Genomic DNA, 12297 nt, shown 5'->3' on the forward strand with positions numbered 1-12297 from the left:
GTGGCAGTAGCCGTCCCCGACCCTGCACCTTTTAAAGCCCAAATCCCGCCGCTTGACTGACAAATTCCCGGCGCAGCGGCGGGACCATTGTAAGGCCGAGCATTCCCAACTGACGAATTCCCTGCTTCAGCCAGCCGGAAGAGGAAAACAGTGTAGGAATACGGTCACTGAATCCAATCGTCAATTGCTGGTCCAGCTGGCGCATCTCTCCGTATTGCTGCAAGAAATCGAGCCGCTCTGGCAATGTATCCGACGTCACTGTCGACAGCGCTTGTGCCAATCCATAACAGTCCCGCAGAGTCAGGTTAAAACCCTGCCCTGCTACTGGGTGCAGAAAGTGGGCGCAATTGCCCATCAACACCACATTCCGGCGCCACTGTTCCTGGGCGATCGATAAACTCAGTGGATACCCCTGAACGGCTCCAACCTTAATAAAACGTCCGGCACGCCAGCCAAATACCTGCTGGAGTTTTTTCAGGCGTTCAGCCTCAGGCATTACACCGACACGCTCAGCCTCTGCTTCCTCGCAAGCCCACACTAGTGCCGCGCGGTGCTGCCCTTCTCTATCTGGCAGCGGTAAAAGTGCCATGGGCCCCATTCGGGTGAAGCGCTCGTAAGCCACACCTTGGTGAGGCTGTTGCAGAGCGACCGTAGCGACCAGCGCTCTCTGAGAGTACTTAACCGAGCTGATTTCTATTCCCAGCTGGCGGCAAAGGGGAGAGTTCACCCCATCGGCAACGACCACCAATCCGCAGGACAGTGCCTGATCGGGGGAATTATCCTCGGATCGCCACAACAGGTTTGCGCCCGCAGAGGTCATGGTAATGTCAGTAACCTGCGCCGGCGCTAATAATTGGGTGGAAGTGCTAGTCAGTGCACTGTGGAGAATCGGGCCCAGCGCTGCATTTTCTATCACTGTGCCCAGAATGCCCTCAAAGTTGACTCCCTGTCCCTCACGGGTCGAGAGGGAGGCGCCAAATGCATGCCCCCGGTCACTCACATGAATACGATCAATCGGGGCGCTATAGGCTTGCAGAGCAGGCCAGAGTCCAAGCTCCGCAAACAACTGCAAGCTGCCTGCGGCAATGGCTGTGGCTCGCGTGTCGAAACTCGGCAACTGAATACTGGCAGCGGCATCCGGCAGTGCTCTCTGCTCCAGGAGCGCCACACTGAGTTGAGGACAAAAATGTGACAACATTAATGCCAGGCTGGCTCCCGCCATACCGCCACCGACAATGGCCACATCTACTTTACGCGCCGACTCACCCATCCCAATTCCCCCTTTGATTATTCGGCATTGAAATATTATTGGCCGAACAATCCAACAATCACTTCTAACGGGTCAGTAAGTCCCGTCCATGAAGCATGGTGTATTCAATATCTTCAATCGCTTTTGGAGCCGCTGCTGAGAGGATCTGAGGCCCTCTATTGGTAAGTGCGACATCATCTTCGATTCGAATCCCGATCCCGCGAAATTCTGCGGGAATACTCTCATCGTCCTCCGGGACATAAATTCCGGGTTCGACCGTCATTACCATTCCGGCTTCCAGCTGGCGCCAGGCTCCATGAATGCGATAATCACCCACATCGTGCACATCCATGCCCAGCCAATGGCCAACCCGGTGCATATAAAACTGCCGATAAGCGCCAGACTCTATCAACCCCTGGGTGTCGCCTCGCAACAGTCCTAAATCGACCAACCCCTGAGTGATTATCTCAACACTGGCAGCGTGGGGATGGTCCCAGTGATTGCCCACTGAAACCTGTTCAATCGCCGCTTGCTGTGCCGCCAAAACGATCTCATAAAGTGCGCGCTGCGGTCCGCTAAATGAACCATTAACCGGATAGGTGCGAGTAATATCGGCCACATAACCACGGTACTCACAGCCCGCATCCACCAGCACCAAGTCCCCATCGCGCAACTGGGCATTATTACTGCAATAGTGCATCACCAACGCATTGCCGCCACCCCCTACGATAGTGGGATAGGCTGTTTCCCGAGCTCCGGAGTCGACAAAGGTATGCAGGAGAGCAGCCTCCAGCTGGTATTCGTAAAGGCCCGGCTGGCATCGGGTCATAGCCCGGCTGTGTGCCTCGGCGCTGATTTTGGCCGCCTGCTCCATTAAGCGAATTTCCTGGGCCGACTTAATCAGTCGCATTTCCCGCAACTGGTAATCGAGGTCGACCATTTCCGGTGCACCCCCGGTATCCGGCGCTGCGGTAATCCGCTCCAGGTAATTGCGGATTCGCTTATCCAAATGGGCGTAGCGGCCCATGGGGAAATAGAGCAGCTCGCGCCCTTCTAGCAGCCCCGGCAAAATATCATCGAGATCACCGATGGGAAATGCATCGTTCAAGCCGCACTGCTGCATCGCGCGCTCCGGCCCCAGGCGCGGGCCATCCCACTTTTCTTTTTCCGCATCGCGCTCGCGACAGAACAACAGGGTTTCTCCCTGTGTTCGTCCCGGCACCAAAACCAGCAGCGCTTCCGGTTCATCAAACCCAGTGAGATACAAAAAATCACTGTCCTGGCGAAACGGAAAAAAAGTATCCCGGGAACGCAGTTGCTCCCCAGCAGATGACACGATTGCCAAACTACCTGCGGGCAATTCTGCCATCAGGCGGTTGCGTCGGCGGGCGTACTCAGATCGACTGATTCCCGCTGTGGTTTTCGGGGTCTTAGACATCAGTGAATGGTGGGCTCGCTATTGGAGTCCTTACCCTTTACCTCAGTAAATATATTGAGTACGGCTACGCGTACGTATTCCTGAAGTTCCACCAGTTGCAGCTCAGTCTCCTCACCTTCTTCAACATGTTCGGCATCCAATTGGGCGATGGCACTAATATCTTTTAAAGCTTCGTCACTGGTGGGCATCAATTTTTCCCGGGCCCCGCCGACACCAAAGCCGTGCAGGAATCCATCGCACCAATGACCCAGCGCCAGAGCGCGGGAGACAACATCTTCGTCATCGCACAGCACCAACTGAAAATCGAAGTTAGAGCCGTCGAGCTGCTTGTGACTTTCCTCAGTCAGCTGGAAAAAATCCCGATTGAGATCTGCCGGCACCGCCTCCACATCGAGCAATCCGGCCAGCTCATTCTGCCAACGCTGTTTGTCCGGTCGCTCGCCCGCCGCCAAAATGCCACAGATAAAACCGTGCAATTCACTGGGGTCAGCCTGCCCCCCAGCTGAGAGAATGGCGTTGGCGAGGAGTTCAAATCGGCTAGCTTCAGAAGTCATGGTTACCGTACAGCTTTTTGTAAATTAGGCTTTTCAATCCGGCCGTCACACTGGTGCCAAACCGGGAATTTGAGGCATTAAGAGACAATTTTGTGATTGTCCGCGCAGGTGCAGCGATTGACCCACCAATACGCCGGCAATATAGTAGCGGAATCCCTCGCAGTCTGTCGTGTTGCGAACTCAGACGTCGACCTCAAATGCAGGAAATATGGATAAGCTGCAAGCGCTAGAAAGCACCGTGGATTCACTCATTGCCCGCTGTCAACAATTGGCGGATGACAATCGTGAATTACGCCGGCAGGAAGCCGACTGGCTGCGTGAACGCCAGCGCCTGATAAAAAATAACGAGGCCGCCCGCTCGCGGGTAGAAGCTATGATTAACCGTCTTAAGGGGCTAACGCAAGATACCTGATGTCTGAAACCGCATCACCCTCCGAAACTGTAACTGTTTCTATTCTCGATAAAGAGTACCGTGTCGCCTGCGCGGAAAGCGAGCGCGCCGGACTACAGGCTTCGGCACACCTGCTACACGAACGCATGTCCCGTATCCGCGCAACAGGTACTGTCATCGGCTTAGAGCGTATCGCCGTAATGGCAGCGCTTAATATTGCCCACGAGCTTATCCAGGCGAAAGCTGAGCTCAGCTCCATTCCTCTGCAAGAGGAAATGTTGGAGCGACTTACTGATAAGGTGCAAAGTGCATTGGGCGAAATAGACTCGGAAGAAAAAATTCAGGAGTAAGGTGACAAGAAGCCACTTTCTGCTACCGGTCACTTCATTTAAATTTCTGGTTAACAGCCCCCCGCTCTACAAGTTATAATTGGTTCATACCCTGGGGTGTTGGCCAGCAGACTATGTCCTTGAGCCGATAATCTTACCCCGGTGGTTTCCAGCGGGTGCTGGTGAGCAAGTCCGCCTTGTAGCGGAAAGCCTTATGTACTCCGGATCCCACCACCTTGAACCTTACGGTTCAAGGCTCCGTCTACAGCCGCACACTCGGGGTACCCTATTTCTTCACGCTCTTCTCTTCCCACAATGACTGAAACCAAAACGCAACTGCGCCGCCGTATGCGCGCGGGGCGACGGGAACTCAGCGCCTATCAACAGCGTTTGCATGGCCGTGCAGCCATCACTCTCCTGAGCCGTATCCCACAAATGAATCGAGCAGTGCATGTCGGTATCTATTGGCCGACTGATGGCGAGCTGGATGTCCGCTACCTGCTGCAACGTTTTCCACAAAAACATTTTTATTTGCCACAGCTACCGGCAGAACCACACCCCCACCTCCGGTTCAGGCGTTGGCAAGGCGAACCCCTGGCTTTTCGCAATCGCTATCGCATTCCGGAGCCTGTGCGCACAACTTACCGCGCACCCAAGCTCCTGGATCTTGTTTTGGTTCCTCTGGTCGCCTTCGACCCCAGCGGAGCGCGCTTGGGTATGGGGGCCGGTTTCTACGATCGGACTTTTGAGCGCAAACAGTTATTACCAGGCACTGGACCACAACTTATCGGCGCGGCGCACCATCTACAATGTGTGGATAACCTGCCCACAGACAATTGGGATATTCCACTGGATATGGTGGTTACAGAGCAAAGGATTTACCGCTGCCGCTAAAAAGTGGGTAGTGGAGCACAAAAAAAGCCGGACACCTAAGTGTCCGGCTTTTTTTGTGTTTGCTCGTGGGCAGAGCGCCCCCCCGGCATCAGCCTAACGGGTAACCACTCCCTGTTGCAGAGCAGCCGGCGGTTCAGCTTCGGAAGAAAATACCTCAGATAAACCACTGGTACTCAACAGAACGCCCGCGACAAAGACAACCACAGCGATTGTCAGCGCATCGGCTTTCATTGGGACCATCCTGTACGATAATTTTGTTTTTATATGCGTTTCGCCCCGCTTATGACCAGAGCCACAGCAAAAGTTCCACGCGAATAGACAATACTCAAGAAGCGGCGTAATAGTAACCGTTTATTGGATATTTTATGAGTTTTTTGTCTCAAAATTAGACAAGCAAGTTCGACAAAACAGGATTTGCAGTCTATACACGTTTCGATAAATGAGACGTCTTTCTCAGGTATCGGGAAGCGATGGTTTAAGCGCCCAAAAATAACCGATAAGCCGGATTCTGTGTTTCATCCCAAAAACGAAATTGAAGCTGGTGTAATAGTGTCTGTAGTTCGTCCCTCGCTGCCGGCTCCACCTGCAATCCCACAAGAACACGCCCATAAGCTGCCCCGTGATTGCGATAGTGAAACAGCGTTATATTCCAACGCCCGGCGAGATGCTCGAGGAACTTGCGCAAGGCCCCCGGGCGCTCGGGAAATTCAAAGCGGTAAATGACTTCGTCGGGCAAGCCCGGCACTCTACCTCCCACTAAATGGCGAATATGCAGTTTCGCCATTTCGTTATCGGTAAGATCGGTAACCTGATAATCTTTGGACTCAAGCTGACTAACCAATTGGCTGCGGTCTTCCTCAGATACCACCTGCAGGCCCACAAAGATATGCGCTTCGTTATCACTGGCAAAACGATAGTTAAACTCAGTAATTGAGCGGTCCCCTAAATCCCGGCAGAACTGCAGGTAACTTCCCGGTTGCTCAGCAATTTTTACCGCGAGGACCGCCTCGCGCTTTTCACCGATCTCGGTGCGCTCGCTAATGTAGCGCAGGCGATCAAAATTAATATTGGCTCCACTGCACACTGTGGCGAAGGTGCCATTGCGATTGTCGTTTTGCTCCAGATATTTCTTCAGCCCCGCTAAACCGACGGCCCCGGCCGGCTCAGCGATAGAGCGTGTATCCTCGAATATATCCTTAATGGCCGCACAGATTTCATCGGTACTAACAGTGATAACCCCATCCACGGTTTCGCGCAGAACCCGGAAGGTCTCCTCACCGATTTGTGCAACGGCAACACCATCGGCAAACAAGCCCACCTCCGCTAGCCGAGCGCGCTCGCCGGCTTTCAGCGCGGCCTCCAGACAGGCAGCATCCTGCGGCTCTACACCGTACACTTTGGTTTCCGGACGTACATATTTGATATAGGCGGCCATACCCGCAGCTAAACCACCCCCTCCGACCGGAATAAACACCGCGTCCAGGTTACCCGAGTGCTGTCGCAGCATCTCCATAGCCACGGTGCCCTGGCCGGCGATTACATCGGGGTCATCGTAGGGGTGGATAAATACCAACCCCCGCTCTTCAACCAGCTCGCGAGCCCTCGCCGCCGCTTCATCAAAAGTATCTCCATGTAGCACGACTTCGGCACCGCGCATGCGCACAGCACTCACCTTAATTTGCGGGGTGGTTTTGGGCATCACTATAGTGGCGCGCACTCCCATTTGGGCAGCGCTCAGGGCAAGCCCCTGGGCATGGTTACCCGCCGATGCAGCAATCACTCCCCGGGCCCGCTCCTCGGCGGGCAACTGCAGGAGCTTGTTGTATGCCCCTCGAATCTTGAAGGAAAACACCGGCTGCAGATCTTCGCGCTTCAACAGAATCCGGTTGTTAAAGCGATGGGAGAGTTGGCGCATTTGCTCCAATGGCGTCTCGGTAGCGACATCGTAAATACGTGCGTCTAAAATGCGCTTGATATAGGACTTGGGCATGACGTGTTTGACGGCCGTAGCGGTTAATTACTGTGCGCGACTCAGCGTAGACTAATAGCAGGGTTACAAAGGCCCTGTGTGAAGCGCAGCACCGGCATGACAGTCTAAGCCTTGAGAAGTATATTTGCCACAAAAAACAACCAAACGCGCTTTTTTTTATCGTCAGATACAAATTAAGGCGAAATAATTGCAAAGGAAACTATCCAGAGTATGACCCAGGATGAATTGAAACAGGCGACAGCTCGCGCCGCTATCGACTATATCGCCCCGCGCCTGGAGGACAATTCCATTGTCGGCGTAGGTACCGGTTCCACCGCTAACTTCTTTATCGATTACCTGGCGGAGATCAAAGGTACCTTTGACGGTACTGTGGCCAGTTCTGAAGCCTCCGCACAGCGACTCAAATCCCACGGCATTCCCGTTTATGAACTTAATGCCGTCGACAGCATCCAGTTCTATGTGGATGGTGCCGATGAAGTGAACCCGGCCCTTGAAATGATCAAAGGTGGTGGTGCTGCATTGACTAGAGAAAAAATCGTGGCGGCCTGCTCTGAAGAATTTATCTGCATTGCCGATGAGAGCAAGTGGGTAAAAGTCCTGGGAGAGTTTCCCCTACCGGTTGAAGTTATCCCCATGGCACGCTCGCTGGTTGCCCGGGAGCTGGTTAAACTGGGCGGTGATCCGGTTTATCGTCAAGGTGTGATCACAGATAATGGCAATGCCATTCTCGATGTATACAATCTGCGTATCGAACACCCCACTGTCCTTGAAGAAACCATCAATAACATTACCGGTGTGGTGACCAATGGTATCTTTGCCAAGCGCTCCGCCGATATTTTACTGCTTGGCACCAGTGCCGGAGTGAAGACCATTACCGTTTAAACATGTCGTAAATAGTTATGCACAAAAAAAATAAAAAATGCGGACTGCTGGTATTGCTCAGTGCTGTTGCACTGAGCAGCGGCTGTGCAACCGCGCCTCCAAGTAATCTCGACAACGTTTGCTCTATTTTCCAGGAAAAAAAGAAGTGGTACGGCGAGGCAAAAGATGCGGAGGAAAAATGGGGCTCTCCAATTGCAGTGATGATGGCAATCATGCACCAGGAATCCCGTTTTGTGCATGATGCCAAGCCCCCGCGCACCAAGATCCTGGGCTTTATCCCCGGCCCGAGGCCGTCCGATGCCTACGGTTATCCCCAGGCTCTGGGGACCACTTGGCGCCACTACCAAAGGTCTTCCTTTAACTACGGTGCCGATCGGGATGATTTTGGCGACGCCATCGATTTTATCGGCTGGTATAACAACACCAGTGCACGCCAGTGCCAGATACGCGCCAATGACACCTACAGCCTTTACCTCGCCTACCACGAGGGGCACGGTGGTTTTAATCGGCGCACTTTCCAGAATAAAACCTGGCTAAAGAATGTATCCCACAAGGTATCTGCTAGGGCGCAAAAATATCAGCAACAACTCAATAGCTGCGAACAGTCGCTGAAAAAACGCAAGAAATTTCTCTGGATTTTCTAGCTGATCACAGCGACCGTTAGTCGCAAGGCCCACCTCGGTTTAAATCCGGTGCAGTTTTCCTGCATTATGAGCGGCCGCAGCCGCTCACTAAATTTTATGACCCCACAACCACTCCAGGAAAAATTCTCCTTGCTGGCGGAAAAAGGCGCTACAAGGCGCCAGAAACTGACTACGCTGAAAACTAATAGCTACCCGCTTTAGACTTGGTACAGGTCACTAAAGCTCCGCCACAAGCATAAATTTACAGCCCCAACGTGACGCTGGGTGCTCCCTCTGAGAAGCAAAAGCGTCCTTATACTTTTTGGAGTGCCCGATGAAGCTCTTTTTGAAATACCTGGCTGTATTGGCAATATCACTCAGCGTGCCGATGACCTTCGCACAACCTGCTACCAGCCAAACAACCGCCCCCAAAGCTTCGTTTAGCGAACCACAGCTCAAGCAATTTGCCAACGCCTATCGCTCTATCGTGATGCTGAGTCGAGAATACGCTCCCAAACTGAAAGCGGCTGCCGATATCAAGGAAGCGGAAGCGATCAACAAAGAAGCACAGGGAAAAATGATCGCCGCAATTGAAAAAGCCGGCCTTTCCAAAACCAAATACCAGGAAATTGCCAACAGCATTAAATCGAATCCCGCCCTACTGGAGAAAGTGAACAAAATTCTTCAGCAAAGCCACGCGCCACAGCAGTAATCCAACTTTGTGAGTGGCGCTCTGATCAGCTCATTGCGTCACTCAAATCCAGCTTTACATCTAACACCTGGCAAATAATCGGCAAATTGGTTTTCACCCAATTCTTGTCAAAAGACCCCCAATCACGCAGTAGGTAGTAGCCGTCATTGTGGCGCACGCCTTCCTGAATGAACTCTACAACTGTGCCATGCCCCGGCAATCCTTTCGCAATAATGTCCTGCACCGTACGGCGAGGCCATCCAGTTGCCTCCTCCAAAGTAGGATTATTGGGACGCGGAATATGCTCGATCAGGTAAGCAATCAACATTCGCCGGCAAATGGTCGGGTTTAACAGACTTGCAACAGACGTCGGTGACATTTGACCAGTCCTTCACTAACGGAATTTTTCCTATTGTTGACGAATATGACTTACAGGTCGAGGAAATAGTGATTCACTATCGCTATCAAACTATAAAAGAACTGTCAGTCCACAGAGGATCAAGCATAGAAAATTGTTGAGAGCAAAACTGGGATTTTCAGTCGTTAACGCAAAAAATACACATTAAAAGACAGAAATAGACAACTTTTATTCCATAAGCCCATCAAGTTCGAAACTGTCACCACTAATAAAAGCACAGGCAGTTGCATATAAATTAAGCAGAAGCCTGACTTTCTCTCTCTGTTTGCGCATAATCCATACCGTAATACAGCAGCAGACAGAAAATAATTGTGAGGCTGAAAGAGTGGACAATGAAAACCCCAAACTCCGCGAAGCGGGGCTAGGTATTCCCGCCGCTGCGGTAAAGGCCCATCTGGTTGGCGCACAAGCGACCGGACTGGACTGCCAACAACTACTCATCGATAGCGGAATCGCCCCCGCCCAGCTAGATGATCCCGATAGCCGCGTTGGCCGGGAGCAGATGGCCAACTTGTTACGCCTTGAGTGGGATTTTCTGAACGATGAGTCAGGAGGATTCCTGGCGCGCCCTTGGCTGCCGGGCACTTTTGCCATGATGGGGCACGCTTGTATCACCTGTCCCAACCTGCGCCGAGCCCTGCTTCGCTCCAGCCGCTTTATCAGCATGGTGAGTGACGACTTGCACATCAAGCTGGTCGAGGATGGTGAAGAAGCTCGACTGATCATTCATCACACCAATGAAAAAAAATTGCCCAACCAAATTTTCGTCGAATCTATCGCGGTAATCTGGTTGCGCTTTTTTAGCTGGCTGATCGACCGTACCATTTTATTAGAGCGCGTTCTTCTGGCGTTTCCCCCGCCCGACTACAACGAAGACTACAGCGATATGTTCCCTTGCAGGCACTACTTTAACCAAGGTGAAACCTGCCTGGTATTTAACACTCGCTATTTGCAAATGCCCCTGGTACGCGATGAGCAACAGCTGGCAGACTTCCTGTCCCGCGCCCCCGAGTGCCTGTTGACCCAATACAAATCCGACCACAGTTTCACCGGTCGTATTCGCCGTATGCTGCAACAGCAAAACAGTATCGAAAATCTGTCACTGGATGATGTCGCCGCACGTTTATACACATCTCCACAGACGCTGCGCCGCCGCCTCAAAGAGGAGGGCAATAGTTGGCAGGATATTAAAGACTCTGTTCGGCGGGATATGGCGGTTTACCAGTTGAAGCAGCAGGAAACTGCTGTAGCTGAAATTGCCGAGCGCCTGGGCTTTTCCGAGCCCAGCGCTTTTAATCGCGCATTTAAAAAGTGGACAGGGCTAGCTCCCGGAGCTTACAGGGATAAATTCCGTAGTTAAGGCGGCACTAAAAAATCCCGGTCAAAAGACCGGGATTTTTTATAAATGAAATCCACCTTGGAAAATATCCTTTAAAGGGGTTCCCGTATCCCGGCTACTCCTGAGAGTTTGTCACTACCCGGATACTAACTCGCTCAACATTAAGGGCTTTTTGGTCCCTCTTCTCCGCCATATCTTCCGGGACAAGCTTAGCTGAGCCCATTCCTGTTGCAGTGATACGATTTGCCGCTATCCCCTTCTTCAGTAGAAGCTCTTTCACTACATCCGCACGTTCTTGGGAAATTTCCTGCTCTGCAATTTCATTACCCTCACCTTTTACATGCCCTTCAATAGCAATGGTTAAGTTGGGGTTGTCCTGCATGATTTTTGCCAGAGCATCGATATCCTCAGCTGCAGGGTTGGTGATTTTTGCGGTTCCCTTTTCAAAGTTCACCCGCATGGGGAATTCCCGGTCGGGATTGTCTGAAAAACTCTTGAGATAATCACGCAAATTACTGGAAAAGTTATCGGGACCCAGTTGCGCTTCCTCTTCCGCTTTCTCAAGGGGGGAATCCCCTACCGGCTGTGAAGCGGACTCCATAAAGCTCGCTTCCTGGGAGGTCATGGAAGGATTACTTTCTGAATTTTCCTTTTTTCCTTTCAACATACACATATTCAATGCGTAGAGAACCACAAGTACCAACAGCAAAGGAAAAAACCAGCTACTGAAACTCACCGGTTTACGTTTTTCTTCGGGCCCCTGAATTGCTGTAGCCCGAGGTTCCTGGGGTTTGGCGTGGCCATGGGTAACCAGAGCGTCTCCCAACTTTCCAAAATCTGGAACGTCGATTGCTTGAAGAAGGTTATCCGGTATATACCCCTGTAAATGCTCCCGCTGCCCAATCAGGAATGAAGCCAAGTCGGAAACATCCATTTTTTGAGCTTTGGCCTGGCCTTGCATCAACGAAGTAACTATCGGTGCGGATACACTCAATAGATCTCCGCCCTCTTTCCCCAAATTATTCGCTGCAACTTCCAGGACCTCTTTTTTACGGCTGCTGAAAATTTTTTCCAGCATTTTTTCACCGATGTCTGTAATTGACTTCAACTTTTCTGGTGAGGAGATAGCGGTGGCGAATTTAGACAAATCCAGCGCTTCACTTTCAGAAATTAAATTAAATAAATAACCCATTCCTGTTTTACTACTGGCCCTGTTCAACATACCAGCCAGTATGTAAGCAACGCCTGAACAGAGTGCAGCTTCACCTTGCCCTGCCGGCAAATTCAAAGCCTTTGTCAGCGCATCAATACCCCCGGAGCCCAATTGGCCGGTAGCCATATCCAAAACATTATCCGCCATAGCCAAACCTCGCTCACCACCTCAGGGACCGTCAAAGTACATTTATTTGTCCGGGGTCACCCGTGTGTTACCCATTCAAATTTTTCTCAGCTGCCCTGAATCACCCATTACCCTGCCTGACATGGAATTCCTCCAGTCG

General features: G+C 51.9%; 13 protein-coding genes, 1 other RNA gene and 1 pseudogene. 8 read left to right on the plus strand and 7 right to left on the minus strand.

Annotated features, from left to right (window positions below):
• Nucleotides 1-31: 31 nt before the first annotated feature.
• The 3 genes from ACJJII_RS04370 to ACJJII_RS04380 all read right to left on the minus strand — a co-directional run bounded on the left by ACJJII_RS04370 (nt 32) and on the right by ACJJII_RS04380 (nt 3241).
• Nucleotides 32-1270: an FAD-dependent monooxygenase gene (locus ACJJII_RS04370; protein ID WP_444918429.1), complete on the minus strand. Its 1239-nt coding sequence runs from the start codon at nt 1268-1270 to the stop codon at nt 32-34.
• Nucleotides 1271-1334: 64 nt separating this feature from the next.
• Nucleotides 1335-2687: an aminopeptidase P N-terminal domain-containing protein gene (locus ACJJII_RS04375; RefSeq protein ID WP_444918430.1), complete on the minus strand. Its 1353-nt coding sequence runs from the start codon at nt 2685-2687 to the stop codon at nt 1335-1337.
• On the minus strand, nt 2687-3241 hold the full coding sequence (locus ACJJII_RS04380) for a UPF0149 family protein (RefSeq protein WP_413663604.1): 555 nt from the start codon (nt 3239-3241) through the stop codon (nt 2687-2689). The genes ACJJII_RS04375 and ACJJII_RS04380 overlap by 1 nt, the downstream gene beginning before the upstream one ends.
• 169 nt (nt 3242-3410) lie before the next feature.
• Between ACJJII_RS04380 and ACJJII_RS04385 the strand changes: the two genes are divergently transcribed.
• The 4 genes from ACJJII_RS04385 (at nt 3411) to ACJJII_RS04400 (ending at nt 4855) form a co-directional block, all read left to right on the plus strand.
• Nucleotides 3411-3653 carry a TIGR02449 family protein gene (locus ACJJII_RS04385; protein ID WP_444918431.1) on the plus strand — a complete coding sequence of 81 codons (243 nt, stop codon included), beginning with the start codon at nt 3411-3413 and terminating at the stop codon, nt 3651-3653.
• Nucleotides 3653-3982, plus strand: coding sequence for a cell division protein ZapA (locus tag ACJJII_RS04390; protein WP_444918432.1), 330 nt, complete (start codon nt 3653-3655; stop codon nt 3980-3982). The genes ACJJII_RS04385 and ACJJII_RS04390 overlap by 1 nt, the downstream gene beginning before the upstream one ends.
• Before the next feature lie 85 nt (nt 3983-4067).
• Nucleotides 4068-4248: non-coding RNA, 6S RNA (gene ssrS, locus ACJJII_RS04395), on the plus strand.
• 28 nt (nt 4249-4276) lie between these two features.
• The gene (locus tag ACJJII_RS04400; RefSeq protein WP_444915310.1) at nt 4277-4855 is read left to right on the plus strand and encodes a 5-formyltetrahydrofolate cyclo-ligase; all 579 of its coding nucleotides are present in this window, start codon (nt 4277-4279) and stop codon (nt 4853-4855) included.
• A gap of 93 nt (nt 4856-4948) precedes the next feature.
• Here the strand turns inward: ACJJII_RS04400 and ACJJII_RS04405 are convergent, their stop codons facing one another.
• Together ACJJII_RS04405 and ilvA are read right to left on the minus strand one after the other, a co-directional pair.
• Nucleotides 4949-5086, minus strand: a complete 138-nt coding sequence (locus tag ACJJII_RS04405) for a hypothetical protein (protein ID WP_192879435.1) — start codon at nt 5084-5086, stop codon at nt 4949-4951.
• Between the two features lie 244 nt (nt 5087-5330).
• Nucleotides 5331-6848 (minus strand): annotated as a pseudogene (gene ilvA, locus ACJJII_RS04410) (threonine ammonia-lyase, biosynthetic); the annotation flags it as partial.
• A 207-nt stretch (nt 6849-7055) separates the two neighbouring features.
• On the opposite strand from ilvA, the gene rpiA reads away from it, so the two are divergent.
• The 3 genes from rpiA (at nt 7056) to ACJJII_RS04425 (ending at nt 9062) form a co-directional block, all read left to right on the plus strand.
• On the plus strand, nt 7056-7727 hold the full coding sequence (gene rpiA / locus ACJJII_RS04415) for a ribose-5-phosphate isomerase RpiA (protein WP_282930934.1): 672 nt from the start codon (nt 7056-7058) through the stop codon (nt 7725-7727).
• Nucleotides 7728-7744: 17 nt separating this feature from the next.
• Nucleotides 7745-8371 (plus strand): transglycosylase SLT domain-containing protein, encoded by a 627-nt coding sequence (locus tag ACJJII_RS04420; RefSeq protein WP_444918433.1) that lies wholly within the window; start codon nt 7745-7747, stop codon nt 8369-8371.
• A 313-nt stretch (nt 8372-8684) separates the two neighbouring features.
• Complete coding sequence (locus ACJJII_RS04425; protein ID WP_282930932.1) at nt 8685-9062, plus strand: DUF4168 domain-containing protein; 378 nt, start codon at nt 8685-8687, stop codon at nt 9060-9062.
• A 25-nt stretch (nt 9063-9087) separates the two neighbouring features.
• Here ACJJII_RS04425 and ACJJII_RS04430 read toward each other — a convergent pair whose 3' ends face one another.
• Nucleotides 9088-9420, minus strand: coding sequence for a helix-turn-helix domain-containing protein (locus ACJJII_RS04430; RefSeq protein ID WP_413663608.1), 333 nt, complete (start codon nt 9418-9420; stop codon nt 9088-9090).
• 364 nt (nt 9421-9784) lie between these two features.
• Here ACJJII_RS04430 and ACJJII_RS04435 point away from each other — a divergent pair, with 364 nt between their 5' ends.
• Nucleotides 9785-10819 carry an AraC family transcriptional regulator gene (locus ACJJII_RS04435; RefSeq protein ID WP_282930930.1) on the plus strand — a complete coding sequence of 345 codons (1035 nt, stop codon included), beginning with the start codon at nt 9785-9787 and terminating at the stop codon, nt 10817-10819.
• A 94-nt stretch (nt 10820-10913) separates the two neighbouring features.
• Here ACJJII_RS04435 and ACJJII_RS04440 read toward each other — a convergent pair whose 3' ends face one another.
• On the minus strand, nt 10914-12158 hold the full coding sequence (locus tag ACJJII_RS04440) for an OmpA family protein (protein ID WP_444918434.1): 1245 nt from the start codon (nt 12156-12158) through the stop codon (nt 10914-10916).
• Between the last annotated feature and the right edge of the window lie 139 nt (nt 12159-12297).

It is taken from the genome of Microbulbifer maximicatervae (SeqCode) (genome assembly GCF_052467825.1).

What these genes read in the sequence shown, in the direction of transcription:
- ACJJII_RS04370 (WP_444918429.1), bottom strand. Translation starts at nt 1,270, where the DNA reads ATGGGTGAGTCGGCGCGTAAAGTAGATGTGGCCATTGTCGGTGGCGGT.
- ACJJII_RS04375 (WP_444918430.1), bottom strand. Translation starts at nt 2,687, where the DNA reads ATGTCTAAGACCCCGAAAACCACAGCGGGAATCAGTCGATCTGAGTAC.
- ACJJII_RS04380 (WP_413663604.1), bottom strand. Translation starts at nt 3,241, where the DNA reads ATGACTTCTGAAGCTAGCCGATTTGAACTCCTCGCCAACGCCATTCTC.
- ACJJII_RS04390 (WP_444918432.1), top strand. Translation starts at nt 3,653, where the DNA reads ATGTCTGAAACCGCATCACCCTCCGAAACTGTAACTGTTTCTATTCTC.
- ACJJII_RS04400 (WP_444915310.1), top strand. Translation starts at nt 4,277, where the DNA reads ATGACTGAAACCAAAACGCAACTGCGCCGCCGTATGCGCGCGGGGCGA.
- ACJJII_RS04405 (WP_192879435.1), bottom strand. Translation starts at nt 5,086, where the DNA reads ATGAAAGCCGATGCGCTGACAATCGCTGTGGTTGTCTTTGTCGCGGGC.
- rpiA (WP_282930934.1), top strand. Translation starts at nt 7,056, where the DNA reads ATGACCCAGGATGAATTGAAACAGGCGACAGCTCGCGCCGCTATCGAC.
- ACJJII_RS04420 (WP_444918433.1), top strand. Translation starts at nt 7,745, where the DNA reads ATGCACAAAAAAAATAAAAAATGCGGACTGCTGGTATTGCTCAGTGCT.
- ACJJII_RS04425 (WP_282930932.1), top strand. Translation starts at nt 8,685, where the DNA reads ATGAAGCTCTTTTTGAAATACCTGGCTGTATTGGCAATATCACTCAGC.
- ACJJII_RS04430 (WP_413663608.1), bottom strand. Translation starts at nt 9,420, where the DNA reads ATGTCACCGACGTCTGTTGCAAGTCTGTTAAACCCGACCATTTGCCGG.
- ACJJII_RS04440 (WP_444918434.1), bottom strand. Translation starts at nt 12,158, where the DNA reads ATGGCGGATAATGTTTTGGATATGGCTACCGGCCAATTGGGCTCCGGG.